Origin of the sequence: Flavobacterium fontis, assembly GCF_900129405.1 — a bacterium.
GTDB lineage: Bacteria > Bacteroidota > Bacteroidia > Flavobacteriales > Flavobacteriaceae > Flavobacterium > Flavobacterium fontis.
In genome coordinates this window covers 14,266-30,130 of record NZ_FQVQ01000007.1, presented here as the reverse complement: position 1 = coordinate 30,130, position 15,865 = coordinate 14,266, and the positions used below count along the sequence as shown (strand labels likewise).

Here is a 15,865-nt window from a genome sequence, read left to right as displayed (position 1 = left end):
AACGCTTATCGAATACAAATCCGGTTCTACCTAAGAATCGGATTTTTTTATTCGCTTGATTCTGAATTTTTTGTACATTCGAAAATCAAAATCCTAACACATGAATCAAACAATACGCGTATTCGTTTTGGGCTTATGGGGGATAACCCTACAGGCGCAAGATGCTACTTATGATCTTTTGAAATCGGATACCCAAACCCATATCCTCATCGACCGGGTATGGTGCCATTCAAACATCAAAGAACAAGCACCCAGCACCCTCAACACCTCACTTTTTAAACAAATCTACAGCGAACTCCAACGGGCAGATTTTGACCATCGCTTACCCGATCTTTCAGTGTGGGAAACCCAAAGAGCGCTCGGAATTGCTCAGCAAGAAATTCCTCTTGCCCTTTTGGATACCGATTTTGAATCTATCCCACAAAGCCAATATGCCAACTTGCAAAAAAACAGCCAAGGGCTATGGTTGGCCAAAGGAAATGCCCACTATTTGCAACAACACCATTTTACTGGGGTAGCGCCAATTATGGCTTCTTCGCGCACTAATGCCGTAACCTTCACCCTCCCCGAACAATTGGTGTTTAGCACTTCCAAAACGCTTTCCTCGCTCGTACTTACGTTGGAAAACGGCAGTACGTATTCCCTTCAAAAAGGACAAAAACTACCGATTGCCTTTCCCCAAAGCGGGCAACATACGGTAGCAGTCGCCCTTCAATTTACCGATGGAAGTCAGTCCCAGAGCCGTTTTAACTTTACTACAGAAGGACAAGTATACGGGAAAAGCAATGGTTTTACGGTTGTTCCCAACGTGGTTAATACGATAAATTCGACCCTTACGTACCAAGGATTTGGCGAAACTGCTCCTTTTGCAGGTCGTGGGGAATACGAACTTTTCTTGGACACCACCAATGGTATTTTGGACAAACCCATTATTCTTGTGGATGGTTTTGACCCCGGCGACACCCGAAATACAACCGCTATTTACAATCAATTGACGTATGGTGTGGGACAAAATATGGCCGATGATTTACGCGCCTTAGGGTTTGATGTCATTGTGCTCAACTTCCCCAATTATGTCCGTCCAAATAGCACAACAACGGTTGATGGCGGTGTGGACTTTATCCAGCGCAATGCCTTTGTATTGGTCGAACTCTTGCAGCAAATCAATGCGCAGAAAGTTGGAAACGAGCAAAATGTAGTGATCGGACCCAGTATGGGAGGACTGATTTCACGTTACGCGCTGCGGTATATGGAAATGAATAGCTTAAGTCACGACACCCGTTTGTACATTTCGTTTGACTCGCCCCATTTAGGCGCCAATGTCCCAATTGGCTTTCAACATTTGTTCAACTATATGGCGTTTGGTCCTTTGGGCGACACCTCCATGCAGGCTATTGTCAATGGGATGTTGAAGAGTCCCGCTGCACGTCAGATGTTGATTGACCATTTGGAGGGTCACTTGCAAGCAGGAAGTGCTTTTGAGTTTATGACCGCAACCAATGCTTTATTGCCAACGGGAGCGCCCAACTTTCGGGATGCCTTTCAAAACGAACTCAACACGATGGGATTCCCCACTACGGTGCGCAACGTAGCCATCGCCAACGGGGCAGGTAATGGAACGATGACAGGTACCCCCGATATGGTCGTTATGGATCATACGTTTAACCAAAGTAGCTCCCAACGGGCCATTATCAACCTACGCTTTACGCCGGCTGCGGGACAAACCAACCAAGTGAGCCGTTTCCGTGGACAGACCTTTATCTTGTTTGGATGGGTCACCCTGTTGGAAAGCTTGGCCAACTGCCGTTATCCTGCTACCACGGCTGGATTGGATTCGGCGCCTGGGGGTCGTTTTGACATGTCGGGATTGGCTACGGGAGCGCCAGGCAACACCTTAATTACGGAGTTTATGGATAATTTGGAGATTCAATTTTTTGATTTTATTCCCACCTTAAGCGCCTTGGCCGTGTCGAATCCCAATTGGTATAGTCCGATAACAACCAACACGGTCACCCCTTTTGTCAACTACCATGTGCCCAATGTGAATGAAAACCACGTCACCTTAACACCGACTAATCAACTTTTTGCGTACAACGAAATTGTACAAGGACAATTGGGATTAAACTCCGTTGCGATTGCACAACTTCAGGTAAAAAATCCGATGGGGAGTGCCTTGGAACTCTATGCTCCCGCAGAAGTTGTGGCCTCGACCTTGCAGCTTACCGATATGACCGGGAAAACCATTTGGAAAGCTACGTTGGCCCCTTTTTCGGGGTTGATACGTATTCCGATAGATCTTTCTACTGGCGCCTATCTGCTGAAGTTGTCGAATGAATCGGGGAAAAAAACCTTTAAACTGATGAAATCATAACCAAAAAAGTCCCTTTTACAGAGGGACTTTTTTTAGGTTTTATACTTCAACGGAAGGTATACTACTTTTTTGGTTTCAAAAAACGGGTCTTCAAAATAGTCTGCTAAATCATACAGTACGGTGCGTTGAAATACCGCCAATTCCTCGGTTAAATCCCCGCCTTTTAAATAAAGGATTCCATTGTCGAGCGGGTGTTTGGATTGCTTTTTTACTTTGCCGCGTACCCATTTTACAAAATCGGGCATGTTGGTAACGGCACGGCTCACAATGAAATCAAATTCTTCTTGCACATTCTCCGCGCGCATTTGGGCGGCTTTCACATTGGTCAACCCCAAGGCGGCAGCTACTTCTTGCACCACTTTTATTTTTTTACCAATCACATCAATCAAGTAAAATTGCGTATCGGGAAAAAGAATGGCCAACGGAATTCCCGGAAACCCACCTCCTGTCCCTACATCCATGACCGAAGCGCCCGGTTGAAATTCCATCACCTTGGCAATTCCCAGCGAATGCAAGACATGTCGGGTGTACAACTCGTCAATATCTTTTCGTGAAATTACGTTGATTTTAGCATTCCACTCCGTGTAAAGGGCCTGCAATTGTGTGAATTGATTGCGTTGATTTTCAGTAAGGTTAGGAAATTGCTTCCAAATTTCTTCCATGCATTGAATTTTGGACAAAGTTACGTTAAATCGTGAATAAAATATGAGCAATGTCAGGTTTGAAAAAATTATATTACTTAAATTTGAGGCAATATTTAAAATTTAGAATACATGGAAGCAGGAAGTCCTATCTTCTCCAAAAATGATCAATTAAAATTCTTCAGAACGCTCAACAAGCGCGTAAACGATTACTTCAAAGACAACAACCTCAGCCGCACTGGAAACTGGAAATTGCACCTGAAAACGATTGTAATGTTTTCAATCTTTCTCGTGCCTTACTTTTTTGTATTGGCCATGGATATGCCTTTTTGGATGTATCTTTTGCTCAACATCATCACCGGTATCGGGATGGCTGGTGTGGGCATGAACGTCATGCACGACGGGAATCACGGCTCGTATTCGACCAAATCTTGGGTGAACAAAATTATGGGCGGCAGTATTTATATTTTGGCAGGGAATGTGTACAATTGGCAAGTGCAACACAATGTTTTACACCATACGTATACCAATATTTTAGGCCATGATGAGGACCTAGAAGCGGGACGTATTTTGCGCTTTACACGCGAAGCCAAATGGTACAAACACCACAAGTTTCAACATGTGTATTCCATCTTTTTATATGGATTACTCACGTTCAACTGGGCCATTACCACCGACTTTTTGCAAATGAAACGCTACTTAGCCCGTAAACTGTCGTATGGCGATTTTAAAAGTCCTACCTTCCAATGGACTACCCTTATCATTACCAAAGTGATTTATTTCTCTATCTGGTTAGTAACCCCTATGGTGATGGGAATTACTTGGTGGAAAGTAATCTTAGGGTTCGCCGTAATGCATTATACCGCAGGTCTTATTTTGAGTATTGTATTCCAATTGGCGCACGTGGTACATGAAACCCACAACCCCGTTCCCAATGAAAATGGAGAAATCGAAAATACTTGGGCCATTCACCAATTGTATACTACGGCTAATTTCGCCCCCAAAAACTGGTTGGTGAATTATTACACAGGCGGTTTAAATCACCAAATTGAGCATCACATTTTTCCTAATATTAGTCACATTCATTACGACAAAATTGCAGAAATCGTAAAACAAACGGCCAAAGAATGCAATCTCCCTTATTATGAGTTCAAAACCATGCGGGAGGCCGTGATTTCGCATTTTAGTCACTTGAAGGAATTGGGTAAAAAACCCCAATTGGCATAAATTTTAGGACTATCTTTGCCCGAAATCTCAAAACACAACACCCCTATGAATCCGTTATCCGACCGTATCAACAGTCTGACTACATCCCAAACCCTAGCGATGGCCGCCTTGGCACGCGAATTGAAAGCCCAAGGAAAAGACATCATCAGTTTAAGTTTGGGCGAACCCGATTTTAATACGCCCGATTTTATCAAAGCGGCTGCCAAAAAAGCCATTGATGAAAATTACAGCACCTACTCGCCTGTCGATGGGTATCTCGAACTCAAAGAAGCCATTTGCCGTAAGTTCAAGCGTGACAATAACCTCACCTATACTCCAGCGCAAATTGTGGTTTCTACAGGGGCCAAGCAGTCGTTGTACAACATTGCCCAGGTGATGATCAATCCGGGTGACGAAGTTATTCTTCCAGCGCCGTATTGGGTTTCCTATGCTGAAATCATTAAAATAGCAGGCGGTATTCCTGTGGAAGTTCCAACCAGCGTAGAAAGCGATTTCAAAATTACACCCGAGCAATTGGCACACGCCATCACGCCCAAAACCAAAATGATTTGGTACAGTTCGCCCTGCAACCCCAGCGGTTCAGTGTATAGCCGTGAAGAATTGACCGCGCTATCGGAAATCATTCTTCAACACGACAACCTTTACGTCGTTTCGGATGAAATCTATGAACATATCAACTTTTCGGGAACTTTCTGCAGTATTGCATCGATTCCGGGGATGTTTGACCGCACGATAACCGTCAATGGAGTGGCCAAAGCTTTTGCGATGACCGGCTGGCGTATTGGCTATATCGGTGCCCCCGAAGTCATTGCCAAAGCGTGTACCAAAATGCAAGGGCAGGTGACCAGTGGTGCCAACTCTATCGCGCAACGGGCTACCATAACTGCCGTCGATGCCGATCCGAGTGTGTTAAATGACATGGTGGCCGCATTCCAACGCCGTCGTGATTTGGTAGTCGGATTGATTCAAGATATCCCAGGCATGAAAATCAACGTTCCCGAAGGCGCTTTCTATGTGTTCCCCGATGTGTCGTCGTTTTTTGGAAAAACCTTACGCGGAAAATTGATTCAAAACGCCGATGATTTCTCGATGTATTTGCTTTCCGAAGCCAATGTAGCCACGGTAACCGGCGACGCTTTTGGCAACCCCAACTGCATCCGTTTCTCCTACGCCACCAGCGAAGAGGTACTTACCGAAGCCTTACGCCGCATCAAAGAAGCCCTAGCATAAACCCATCGCCTCAAGGAAACTTGGGGCTTTTTTTATTTTATTTTTTGGGCGTTCCCTTTCAGGTCGGGTGTTCCCTTGCAAGTCCGTTGCCTCCGTAAACTCCAGCATCCGGGCTTTCCAGTACACCCCCTAACGCAACCTGAAAGGCATGTTTCGCCTACCGTAACAACATCTACTGCATGAAAAAAAAGATTTTACTTTTAGGTTCCGGTGAACTCGGAAAAGAATTTGTCATCGCCGCCCAACGTATCGGACAAACCGTGATTGCGGTCGATAGCTACGAAAATGCACCCGCAATGCAAGTCGCCCACGGTTTTGAAGTCATCAACATGCTCGACGGCGCCGCCCTTGACGCAATCGTTGCCAAACACCAGCCTGATTTAATCGTTCCCGAAATCGAAGCCATTCGCACCGAGCGGTTTTACGATTATGAAGCGCAAGGCATAACGGTAGTTCCCTCGGCCAAAGCGGCCAACTTTACTATGAACCGTAAAGCCATTCGCGACTTGGCGGCTAAAGACCTAGGACTACGAACGGCTCACTACCGCTATGCGACCTCCGCTGCCGAATTGGAACAAGCCGTTGCCGAAGTAGGTATTCCGTCTGTGGTGAAACCTTTAATGAGTTCGTCGGGCAAAGGCCAATCTACGATAAAATCATCCGAGGATATTACCAAAGCCTGGGCCTACGCTGTAGAAGGTTCGCGTGGCGATGTAGTCGAAGTGATTGTCGAAGCCTTTGTGAACTTCCATTCGGAGATTACCTTACTCACTGTTACACAGCATAACAATCCCACATTATTCTGTGCGCCTATTGGTCACCGTCAAGAACGCGGCGACTATCAAGAGAGTTGGCAACCGGCCCGCGTTTCCGACCGCGACTTGGCCGAAGCCCAAGATATGGCGCGAAAAGTTACCGAAGCCTTGGGTGGGGCAGGATTGTTTGGCGTTGAATTCTTCTTGACCGATGAAGGCGTCTATTTCTCTGAACTTTCCCCGCGCCCGCATGATACGGGCATGGTGACGTTGGCGGGCACACAAAATTTCAACGAATTTGAATTGCATTTACGGGCGGTGTTGGGTTTGCCTATTTTTGAAATCACCCAAGAAAGAGCTGGGGCTAGTGCGGTAGTTTTAGCGACAGCCAACTCTGAAAATCCTACCTACTCTGGTATTGCAACCGTGGCGGGTTTGCCTAAAACTGATTTTCGTATTTTTGGAAAACCTACTTCGCGACCCTACCGCAGAATGGGCGTAGTGTTGACCCACGATGTTTTAGCAACACCGATTGAGCAACTTGTTGAACGCGCGCAAGAAACGGCGCAAATGATTACTGTAAACCCGTAAGTTATGAAAACTATCCTATTTACTTTTTGCTTGTTTATTATATCCTTCGCGGCACAAGCGCAAGAACCCAAAGCGCAACCCAAAACACAGCGGGTCGAAGTCTCCTGTGGGCAATGCCAATTTGGAATGAAAGATAAAAAAGGCTGTGATTTGGCAGTGCGGATTGATGGCCAATCCTATTTTGTAGAGGGAACCAAACTTGACGATCATGGTGATGCCCATGCGGAGGACGGATTTTGTTCGGCCATCCGTCAAGCGGAAGTCATTGGTGAAATCAAAGGCAACAGGTTTGTGGTGACCTATTTTAAATTACTTCCGTTGAAAAAATAAAGGTGTACTTACTTACCGAACATATCGCACAACATGTTCGCCTCTCTCCCGAAGAGGCGGCGTTGTTTTTGGCCCATACTGAAACCCGACGGTACAAAGCCAAATCGGTGCTGCAGCATGCGGGGAGGGTGTGTACAGAAACCTATTTCATCACGTCGGGTTTGGTGCGGAGTTTTTACATCAACGACAATATTGTGGAGCACATTCTCCATTTTGCGTGTGAGGGTTGGTGGATTAGCGACATGTACAGTTTGTTTTCGGGGAAGCCAGGCGATTTGTTTATCGAAACGCTAGAAGACACCGAGGTCATTGTATTACCCAAGGCGCAGCAAGAACTTCTTTATCAACAACTGCCCCAACTGGAACGGTATTTTCGCCTACTGGCTGAAAATTCGTTGGTCGCCCATCAAGAGCGTTTACGGGACAACATGAGCCGCAGTGCCGAAGAGCGTTTTGAAAAATTTTGCAAACGCTACCCTTCCTTGATTCAGCGTGTGCCTCAAAAGCAAATTGCTTCGTACATTGGGGTTACCCCCGAATTTTTTAGTAAGATGAAGGGGAAGATGTTGCGGAAGTGATATAATAAAAAAACACTCGGGATGTGCAGCGAGGGATATTTAGAGAAATTTTAATAGATGGATGAATTGCTAAATAAAAAATGAAGATTATTAATATACTAAGTTTTATTTGGATATCCTTAATGTCCTTAAACAGTTGCCAAAAAGAAATAATAATTAAACAAGAACAAAATTACTGTTTAATATCAAGTGTTTATGTAGAAAATAACAAGCATTATATAGAAGCTGACTATGTACAATACTTAACTGGTGAAAAAGCAATTGAAGCTGCAAAAAAGAATGGAGATGCAGATGTGTTTATGATAAATGGTAGAAAAGAATACGATATACCAGGTGATTTTTATATTGTAAATGAAAATACTAAAATTAGAAAGTTGGAAGTATCTAACAAAGTGAAAATCGAGTTGGTTGGTTTGAATGAATCTATAAATGAAAATCAAATAAAAACATTTGATAATTTAAAAAATGATTTTAAAAACAGGTTGTTTTTGTTAACTATCGAAAACGATAAAATCATTGAGATTAAAGAGATATTTACGCCATAAGATATTGTTTCAATTTCAATGTAAACACCCTGTTAGCGCGGATTTTCAATCCGTGCTCACAAAGTAACAAGCAAAAATCTACATCCAAACAGATGTAGTTTTACCTATTTTTGAAGAGTACTGTAAAAGCCAACTTTAATGAATTGGGATGGATTGAAAATCCGCGCTAGCGGGAGGAAAAGAAATAAAACCAAAATCATAAATAAAATTATAATACGATGTTACATTTTGCAAATGAAGAGAAAAAAAGAGTTTATTTTTTTCCTGAATGCATTAAGGAATTACAAGATTATTTTAAATCAAATGTTGAAGCAACATTAATAATAAATTTTAGTAATTATATAAATTATGACAATAAAAAAGATTTTTTTGAAAATATTGAGGATATATGTTTTAAAAAAGTTTTGTTAAATGGAAATGGAAGCCATAGATTCAATATAGAAAATCTAAAATCTAATGAGAATCTAATTGAACTAGATGATCAATATTCTGAAATTCCATACGATTTTGCTAGGTTTCCTAATCTAGAAATTTTGAGATATGAGCATGTTAAAAATTGTTCTAATTATTCTTCATTGATTAAACTAAAAGAATTAAGTCTTTGGGCATATCCTAACAAAAATATTGATGAGTTTTTAGGGTTATATAATCTGGAAGACTTACGATTTGTTCAATCAAAAATTATAAGCCTCAACGGTATAAATCTGTTCAAAAAGTTAACTAATGTCTTTTTAATTGCTAACAAAGACTTAATATTTGATATAAATGTTAAGGTAAATGACAGCGTGAGAGAATTGTATATTGAGAGTTGTAAAAAAATTGATATAAATTTAATTCCAAAGCTGTTTCCCAATTTAGAAAAATTAACTTTAATGAAGAATGGAGAAATTAAAGAATTAAAACCCTTGCTTGAAAATCTTAATAGATTACAGGAGTTGAATTTAATGGGGACAAAAATTCTTGAAAATGATAACAGATATTGGAAAGACTACAATAATATAAAAAAGATAAGTTTTTTAGATCAAAAAAACCTATTATTAAAAGCAAATGAATTTAAAAAATAAGTTTTCTAAAATACCCGATAGCGCGAATTTACAATCCGTGCTCACAAAGTAACAAGCAAAAAATATATTCTATTCGATGTAGTTTTATATTTTTATAATGAATTCATCGATCAATTTCAGAGTATTGGCACGGATTATAGATCCGCACTAGCGGTAAAAAGAAACCAGAGGCCAACATTAAAGCAACATGAAATCCACATTTATAAATTGAGTTGCCATTTATAAATACGATAATTAAATAAACCCCTAAATAAGTTAAATCGGCTTATGATACTCTTAGAAAACAAATGGATTAAACTTTTTTTCTTCATTTTATTCATTCCTAACTTTATTTTTTCACAAAAAGAAAGTGATCTTTATTACAAAGAGGCAATCCAATTAATTGAAAAAGGGAGTAATTTGGAAGAAGCTAATACATTATTAGATCGTGCCATACAGAGCGATAGTTTGAACAGAAACTACTTAATTTTAAAATCTAAGGTGTTGTATTTAAAATCGGATTGTTCAAATTCCTTCCGATACTTAAATAAGGTGATTTTAATGGATAAAAAGTTTACCGATTCAACGGCAATTTTTTTCTCTGATCTTTCAGACTGTTTAAAGGATAAAGCCACGGCCATTGAGGTATTGAAAGATCATTTGGACAAAACGAAATCAGCACTTGTCAAGGTGCGATTGGCTCAAAAATACTTTTTGAACAACCAGCATGAAGAAGCCATACGCTTGTATCAGGAATATGTGAGAGATCATCCAAAAGACATAGAAGCTACTATTGATTTGGCGCGCATTTTTTTTACTATAAAGAATGAAGACCGCGCCATAACCGCCTTGCAAAATAGCCTTAAAATCCAACCGGATAACGTGATGCTATTGTCCTATTTATTCAGCCTTTATGCACATCTTAAACGCTATGAAGAGGCTATTGTCATTGTAAACAACATCATAAAAAATGAATATAAACTTGAACACATTATCAACCGATCCATTCTTTTTGAATTAGTCGACAAGACACATGAAGCTTACGAGGACTTCAAGAGAATCGTCAAACTAGACCCCTGTAACAGTGAATACTACATTAAAATTTTGCAATATGAGTTTGATCACAAACTGTATGACCAAGTCATTCAAAGTAGCAATAAATTTATGGCATGCGACAGTAAAAATGAAGCAATTGTGCTTGATGGATTATATACCTCATTATTTTTTTGCAATGATTATAAAAAGGGATTGTTTTACCTAGACAAGCGAATGGAACAAAATCCCAACACTTTCAACCCAAATTATATCAAAATACTTACGTTATTGAAGTCTAAAAATTATGCTCCCCTAATCGATTACGCAAAAAAGGCCTATAATGCCACAGATGCCACAGCGGAGAATAAGTTGAAAGTCAACTTTTTGTTATTGGGGTATTATTTACTTGTAGAAGACTACTCGGGATTTGCAAAAAATTGGAAGTCTGGAGATAATAAAGGAATAGATGAATTTTGGAATTTAAAAGTTGTTGAAAATGCTAACCTAACGCAAGTAGAAGTTACCATCGATTTTGATAAAACCGCAGGCATTATTAACACGACGTTGAGCATTCCTTTAAAAATTGTTCAGCTTTTGAAGGATAACTATGGCGTTAATTTGATTGACATAAAATAAATCCCAACAACTTGGATTTAGAGCATATTGGACAAAGGCCTCGAGTGCAATCCGTGATCACCAAATAAGAAGCAAAAAAACACATTTAAACAGATGCCGTTTTACCTATTTTTGAGGCGTACTGTAAAAGCCAATTCTAATGTATGGGCACGGATTGAAAATCCGCACTAGTGGGGTTGGTCGAATTCGTAGCGATATAGTTAAGCCAGAAGATTTTGATTATGCTTATGATCTTTTAAAGAAAAATATAGAATTGTTTAATAAGGTAACAAAAAGTAAACTAAAACTTAGTTCGAAAGAAAGTTATTTAAAAACTAGAAAATATAATGATGAAAACTAAAGGAATCTTTATTGTTTTTTTTACATGCCTTGCATTAAATGGATGTGAAATTAATAACAATATATTTAAAGTTAAGAAAATATCCATCGAATATAATACTTGTGAAAAAAATTGTATTTGTTTAAGTAGCTTTAAGATTAATTATTTTTTTGAGTCAAATTTTTTATTAAAAAAGAATGATTTAAAACTAAAATTGATCAATTTTAATACATTTAAACTCATAAAAATGTCCTCAGAAACTAAAGATGGATTGTATTTATATCAATTTGTTTTTGACAATTTTGATATGTCAAAATACAGAACTTTAAATCAAATAAAAAAAGACTATAAATCAGTAATATACTTCAATAAATTAGAAACCCTAGATTCAGATTTACTGATTGAATCAAATCAAGAAACAATAATTCAGTATATGCTAAATGGACAAGTCGTACATGAAAACGATACAACTAAAATGAATTTCCCTCCGATTGAAAGAGTAATTTTTAATAAACCTGGTTCTCAAAAGTTCTAAATAAAGAATAAACCTGCTTTACAATTTTCTAGGCTACTAGACTCAACGAGTTTCCTTTAGCGTATTAAGCAAAATAAAGTAACCTTCTGGTTTGACGAATGGCTAATCGCTGAAAGCTAATCGCTAATTCCTATCTTTACGAAACAATGGAAAAGTGATTCTAAGTTGGGCAATACTTTGTAGCGGTGTAAAAGTGGAACGGGCAACTATAAAAATAGAACAAGGGAAATTAATTAATGAAATTGCCAAATGAAAATATTAAAAACGATTATACCATTTTACTTTGCATTTACTTTAATCAATATTTATATAAATAATGAAAAAACTTGCATTAAGTTAAATAAACTAGAAGTTTCAAAAGATAAAAGTTTTAAGGTTGTAAAAAAAATTAACTCTTGTAATACAAATTTTTATTTTGTGTCATTTTATAGTAATGATAATTTTAATGCAAATGTTGAAGACTTGAGAACTCCCCCTAGATTGAAACAATTACTGTACATTATAAAAAAAAATAAAAAAAAGATAATTAAAATACCGAAAACAAATCGTTACCAAATAACAAGTAGTGGTAAAAAAATTAAAATTGTAGATATAAGAATTGACAAAATAGATTTTTATAGTTTTAAAGGGGATACATGTTTTAGAGTATCAGGCTATGGAGGTTGTAATTCTTGTAACGAGTTTGAAGGTTATTATAATTTAGAAGGAAAAATAATTTACTACAGCTATAGAAATAAAGTGAAAGATATTGAAACTGTAGACAATTTAAAAAAACCTTGGGACTCACTTCTTTTTGAGAGGAGTTATATCAAAAAACCTTTTTTAAATATTTATTTGGATTCAGTTAATAACAATTAACTTCTTAATATTTACCCTCGCTTCCACGCGAAATGAAATTCGACGAACCCTGATAGCCTGGATTTTCAATCCGCGCTAGCGGGTATATATATTGAATGGACACAGATTGTGCTTGAGGCATTTACTGAACAAACGAAGTACATCCGTGCTAGCGGGACTTGAAGTAAATACTACAAGTGAGGGCAAAATTAAAAATGTGATTCAAGAAAATAAAAGATTTAGAAATTTTGCAGAAAAGAAACGAGAAGGAAATGTGTCGGCAAATTTAGAACTGAAAACAGACAAAATTAAATGGAATGATGTTGATAATAATAGAGATACATATGAAGTTAGAGATAATTATGGAAACACTGGTTTAGATTTGCCTACAAATTAATTATATATGAATTTATATTATAATGTTTTAAGTTCCTCAGAAAATTATACTATCGAAGAGGGGAATATTCATTTTTGGTTGCATTTTGATGATTTAAAAGAATCTAGTTTTGATACTTCAATAATTGAAGAAAGCTATAAAGTATTCAAGTTTTTAAACGCTTCAAAAGTAAATATTATGTACATTTTTTCGGAAGAGTTTAAAAAAAGGAAAAGTTTTGGATGGCAAAAAAGTACAGTTTTTTATTTGAGAGAAGAAGAAATTGTTTCTTGGGTCGAACGATTAAAGGAATATGTTGCCTCAATTCAACTCACATCGAATAACGATTTGGAGCTACTAGCAAAGCTAAAAGTGATGTGTGCTATATACATTGAAGCCTGTAAAACTGGGTATGAATCGTACACGTTGGATGCAGAATACGGGCTTTTATTTGAGTCAAATTCTAATCCGTTAAATATAGAATATCAATTAGTTAATTTTGAGTATGAAGTAAATACAGGGCCGTTTATTAAATTATATGCGAATTGTCAATTTAAGGTCAAAAAAGATTTTACCCCTGATGAAGTAATTCCTTTTAAAGTTTTGATCGCCTCTCCCGAACAATTGCTTCATGAGTATAAGGTCGATAAGAAAAACTATCTTACAATGATTTTAAGTACCCACATAGACGAATCATCGTTTGAAGCCTATTTAAAGCATACATTTTCATCATTCAAAGCAGGAAGTTTAGAAGAATTATATTTAAAAATCGCAACTTTTGCGCATGAGTTTACAATACCAAACAACAACAAAAAAATTACAGAAAATAATCAAGTTATTACACTTAAGTTATTGCCATTAATTGAGAGCAATTATTAGCCCCAACCCGAAGGCGCGGATTTACAATCCGTGCCCACCCAGTAAAAAGTAAAAAACTACAATTAAATACATGCCGTTTTACCTATTTTTGAAGAGTACTATAAAAGCCAATTCTAATGTATGGGCACGGATTGTAAATCTGCGCTAGCGAGGTGAGTCAATTTCAAATAATCCAGCAGAGCTAAAGAAAGTTACAGATTTTTTAAATTACAATTATCCAAATACAATCAACATTGAAATACAAACATCTGGCCCCGGAATTACAATTGAAGCAAATGAAAAAAGTCCAGAGGAATATTTAAAAGAATTAGAAAGCAAATGAGACTAATTATTTTTTATTTTATTGGTAGTACTATTTTATTTGGTCAAAATAAAGAAATCACTCAAACTTCTTTCTATGAAGATGGCCAAATAAAAAGTTACATATTAAAAAGCAACTATACTCATAATGAAAATATGTATGTATTGTTTGACTCAATATGCGATAAAAAAAAGCAAAAGCAAAGAATTGTAAGGCAATGTACCTTTGACTCGAATAATTGGAATAATGACATGTATTATTACAAAGATTCTTTAATGGTTTATTACAGATATGGATTTAAAAGAAAACCTTCAATTGGTTTAACCGAATACAACATATTATTTCTTTCAAAAGAAAAGAAAAGCATAGGCATTGATATAGAGTTCAATAAAGATTCATTGATTTCAAGAGTTTTAATTTATAAACCAAAACACAAAAAATTAGAAATTGATAAAATATATTCAGACTTTCATACGGATCCAATAGCTATGAAAGGAAGCTATTTATTGATTATTGATGATGAAACAAGTATTGAAATCAATTTTTTGAAAAAGAACATAATTAAAAATATTTCCTACTACAGTGATCTTACGTCTGATGACAATGATTTTTTAAGAACCTATGTATTATTTCATGAAAACAATAAACCCAAAGAATATGGTGATTTTAGATATAAAGTGGGGCGTGTTGGAAAATGGTATACCTACTATGTAAATGGTCAACTTGAATCAGAAGGGGAATATTGCGGGAGTGAGATAGACTACAATGGCAATGAATTTAATTTAAAAAAAGATGGAAAATGGACGTACTATACCCAACAGGGTTGTATTGATAAAGAGGAAAATTGGGACAAAGGCAAATTGATAAATCGTTAATGAGTTAATATTATAAAATGTTAGTATTATTTCCCTGTTAGTTCTAATAAAATCATTTCCCAGCTCCCGCGCGAAATGAAATTCGACGAAGCCAATCTCATTTCGAAGAAAAATAAAAAGCTAATACTTCATAAAACTACAACGTTTTGAGTTGAAGTATTTAGTAAGTTTACTCTACGTTCTTAAACAAAATTAATAGTATAAGTTCAGCATATAGAACCTGTTTTCTCGTGCTACTTTCGGAAGTCTTGTACCCAATCGACATAAAAGTACCGATGATTATCGATACGGCTTCCAAGGGCAAGAGAGAGATTAAGAAATAAAGGTGAATGGAGTTCATTGAATTCAATTAAGCTGTCCAAAGTCTCCCGACTTTGACTAACACAAAATGCTAACTTCAGGATTGGCTAATTGCTAATCGCTAATTCCTATCTTTACGAAACAATGAAAAAGTGGCTCTAAGTTGGGCAACATTTTGCAGTGGAGTAAAAGTGAAACGGGGCTCAAAGTCAGGAGACTTTGCGCAGCAGGATGTGGTGGGAGCAAGATCCTTGCAACAACAGCAATGGAATAATGTTCTTCAAGCAGTACATTTTGCATGAGGAAGTCCAGAAGTTAAATCAGCAAATGCAATAGTTAAAGAATATGATTACAATGACTATACAAACACTATTGAAGCGGAAGAAAAAGATGAAAGTTTTTCAGAAGATTTAATGTATTTATTTCCAAAAAACAGAAATGATTAATAAAAAAATAAAACT

Annotated in this window: 16 protein-coding genes; 15 read left to right on the top strand and 1 reads right to left on the bottom strand. The window is 37.4% G+C overall.

Annotated elements, in window-relative coordinates:
• Positions 1 to 100 precede the first annotated feature (100 nt).
• The gene (locus BUC17_RS07355; protein ID WP_073363008.1) at positions 101 to 2,371 is read left to right on the top strand and encodes a T9SS type A sorting domain-containing protein; all 2,271 of its coding nucleotides are present in this window, start codon (positions 101 to 103) and stop codon (positions 2,369 to 2,371) included.
• 32 nt (positions 2,372 to 2,403) lie between these two features.
• Here the strand turns inward: BUC17_RS07355 and rsmG are convergent, their stop codons facing one another.
• On the bottom strand, positions 2,404 to 3,033 hold the full coding sequence (rsmG, locus tag BUC17_RS07350) for a 16S rRNA (guanine(527)-N(7))-methyltransferase RsmG (protein ID WP_073363007.1): 630 nt from the start codon (positions 3,031 to 3,033) through the stop codon (positions 2,404 to 2,406).
• A gap of 111 nt (positions 3,034 to 3,144) precedes the next feature.
• Here rsmG and BUC17_RS07345 point away from each other — a divergent pair, with 111 nt between their 5' ends.
• From BUC17_RS07345 to BUC17_RS07280, 14 genes are all read left to right on the top strand, one after another.
• Positions 3,145 to 4,239, top strand: a complete 1,095-nt coding sequence (locus tag BUC17_RS07345; protein WP_073363005.1) for a fatty acid desaturase family protein — start codon at positions 3,145 to 3,147, stop codon at positions 4,237 to 4,239.
• 45 nt (positions 4,240 to 4,284) lie between these two features.
• Positions 4,285 to 5,469 (top strand): pyridoxal phosphate-dependent aminotransferase, encoded by a 1,185-nt coding sequence (locus BUC17_RS07340; RefSeq protein WP_073363004.1) that lies wholly within the window; start codon positions 4,285 to 4,287, stop codon positions 5,467 to 5,469.
• A 179-nt stretch (positions 5,470 to 5,648) separates the two neighbouring features.
• The gene (purT, locus tag BUC17_RS07335) at positions 5,649 to 6,815 is read left to right on the top strand and encodes a formate-dependent phosphoribosylglycinamide formyltransferase (protein WP_073363002.1); all 1,167 of its coding nucleotides are present in this window, start codon (positions 5,649 to 5,651) and stop codon (positions 6,813 to 6,815) included.
• A 3-nt stretch (positions 6,816 to 6,818) separates the two neighbouring features.
• A complete protein-coding gene (locus tag BUC17_RS07330) occupies positions 6,819 to 7,145 on the top strand; it encodes a DUF6370 family protein (RefSeq protein WP_073363001.1) in 327 nt (108 codons plus the stop codon).
• A gap of 2 nt (positions 7,146 to 7,147) precedes the next feature.
• Positions 7,148 to 7,723: a Crp/Fnr family transcriptional regulator gene (locus BUC17_RS07325; protein WP_073362999.1), complete on the top strand. Its 576-nt coding sequence runs from the start codon at positions 7,148 to 7,150 to the stop codon at positions 7,721 to 7,723.
• Positions 7,724 to 7,803: 80 nt separating this feature from the next.
• A complete protein-coding gene (locus BUC17_RS07320; protein WP_073362997.1) occupies positions 7,804 to 8,268 on the top strand; it encodes a hypothetical protein in 465 nt (154 codons plus the stop codon).
• A gap of 218 nt (positions 8,269 to 8,486) precedes the next feature.
• Positions 8,487 to 9,332, top strand: a complete 846-nt coding sequence (locus BUC17_RS07315) for a hypothetical protein (RefSeq protein WP_073362995.1) — start codon at positions 8,487 to 8,489, stop codon at positions 9,330 to 9,332.
• Between the two features lie 267 nt (positions 9,333 to 9,599).
• Complete coding sequence (locus BUC17_RS07310) at positions 9,600 to 10,982, top strand: tetratricopeptide repeat protein (protein ID WP_073362994.1); 1,383 nt, start codon at positions 9,600 to 9,602, stop codon at positions 10,980 to 10,982.
• A gap of 139 nt (positions 10,983 to 11,121) precedes the next feature.
• Positions 11,122 to 11,322 (top strand): hypothetical protein, encoded by a 201-nt coding sequence (locus BUC17_RS07305; protein WP_073362992.1) that lies wholly within the window; start codon positions 11,122 to 11,124, stop codon positions 11,320 to 11,322.
• Positions 11,312 to 11,836, top strand: coding sequence for a hypothetical protein (locus BUC17_RS07300; RefSeq protein ID WP_073362990.1), 525 nt, complete (start codon positions 11,312 to 11,314; stop codon positions 11,834 to 11,836). Before BUC17_RS07305 ends, BUC17_RS07300 begins: the two co-directional genes overlap by 11 nt.
• A 249-nt stretch (positions 11,837 to 12,085) precedes the next feature.
• Positions 12,086 to 12,694 carry a hypothetical protein gene (locus BUC17_RS07295; protein ID WP_073362989.1) on the top strand — a complete coding sequence of 203 codons (609 nt, stop codon included), beginning with the start codon at positions 12,086 to 12,088 and terminating at the stop codon, positions 12,692 to 12,694.
• Between the two features lie 145 nt (positions 12,695 to 12,839).
• On the top strand, positions 12,840 to 13,070 hold the full coding sequence (locus BUC17_RS07290; RefSeq protein WP_073362987.1) for a hypothetical protein: 231 nt from the start codon (positions 12,840 to 12,842) through the stop codon (positions 13,068 to 13,070).
• A gap of 6 nt (positions 13,071 to 13,076) precedes the next feature.
• Positions 13,077 to 13,928 carry a hypothetical protein gene (locus BUC17_RS07285; RefSeq protein ID WP_073362986.1) on the top strand — a complete coding sequence of 284 codons (852 nt, stop codon included), beginning with the start codon at positions 13,077 to 13,079 and terminating at the stop codon, positions 13,926 to 13,928.
• Between the two features lie 318 nt (positions 13,929 to 14,246).
• Complete coding sequence (locus BUC17_RS07280) at positions 14,247 to 15,104, top strand: toxin-antitoxin system YwqK family antitoxin (protein WP_073362984.1); 858 nt, start codon at positions 14,247 to 14,249, stop codon at positions 15,102 to 15,104.
• Positions 15,105 to 15,865: the final 761 nt, after the last annotated feature.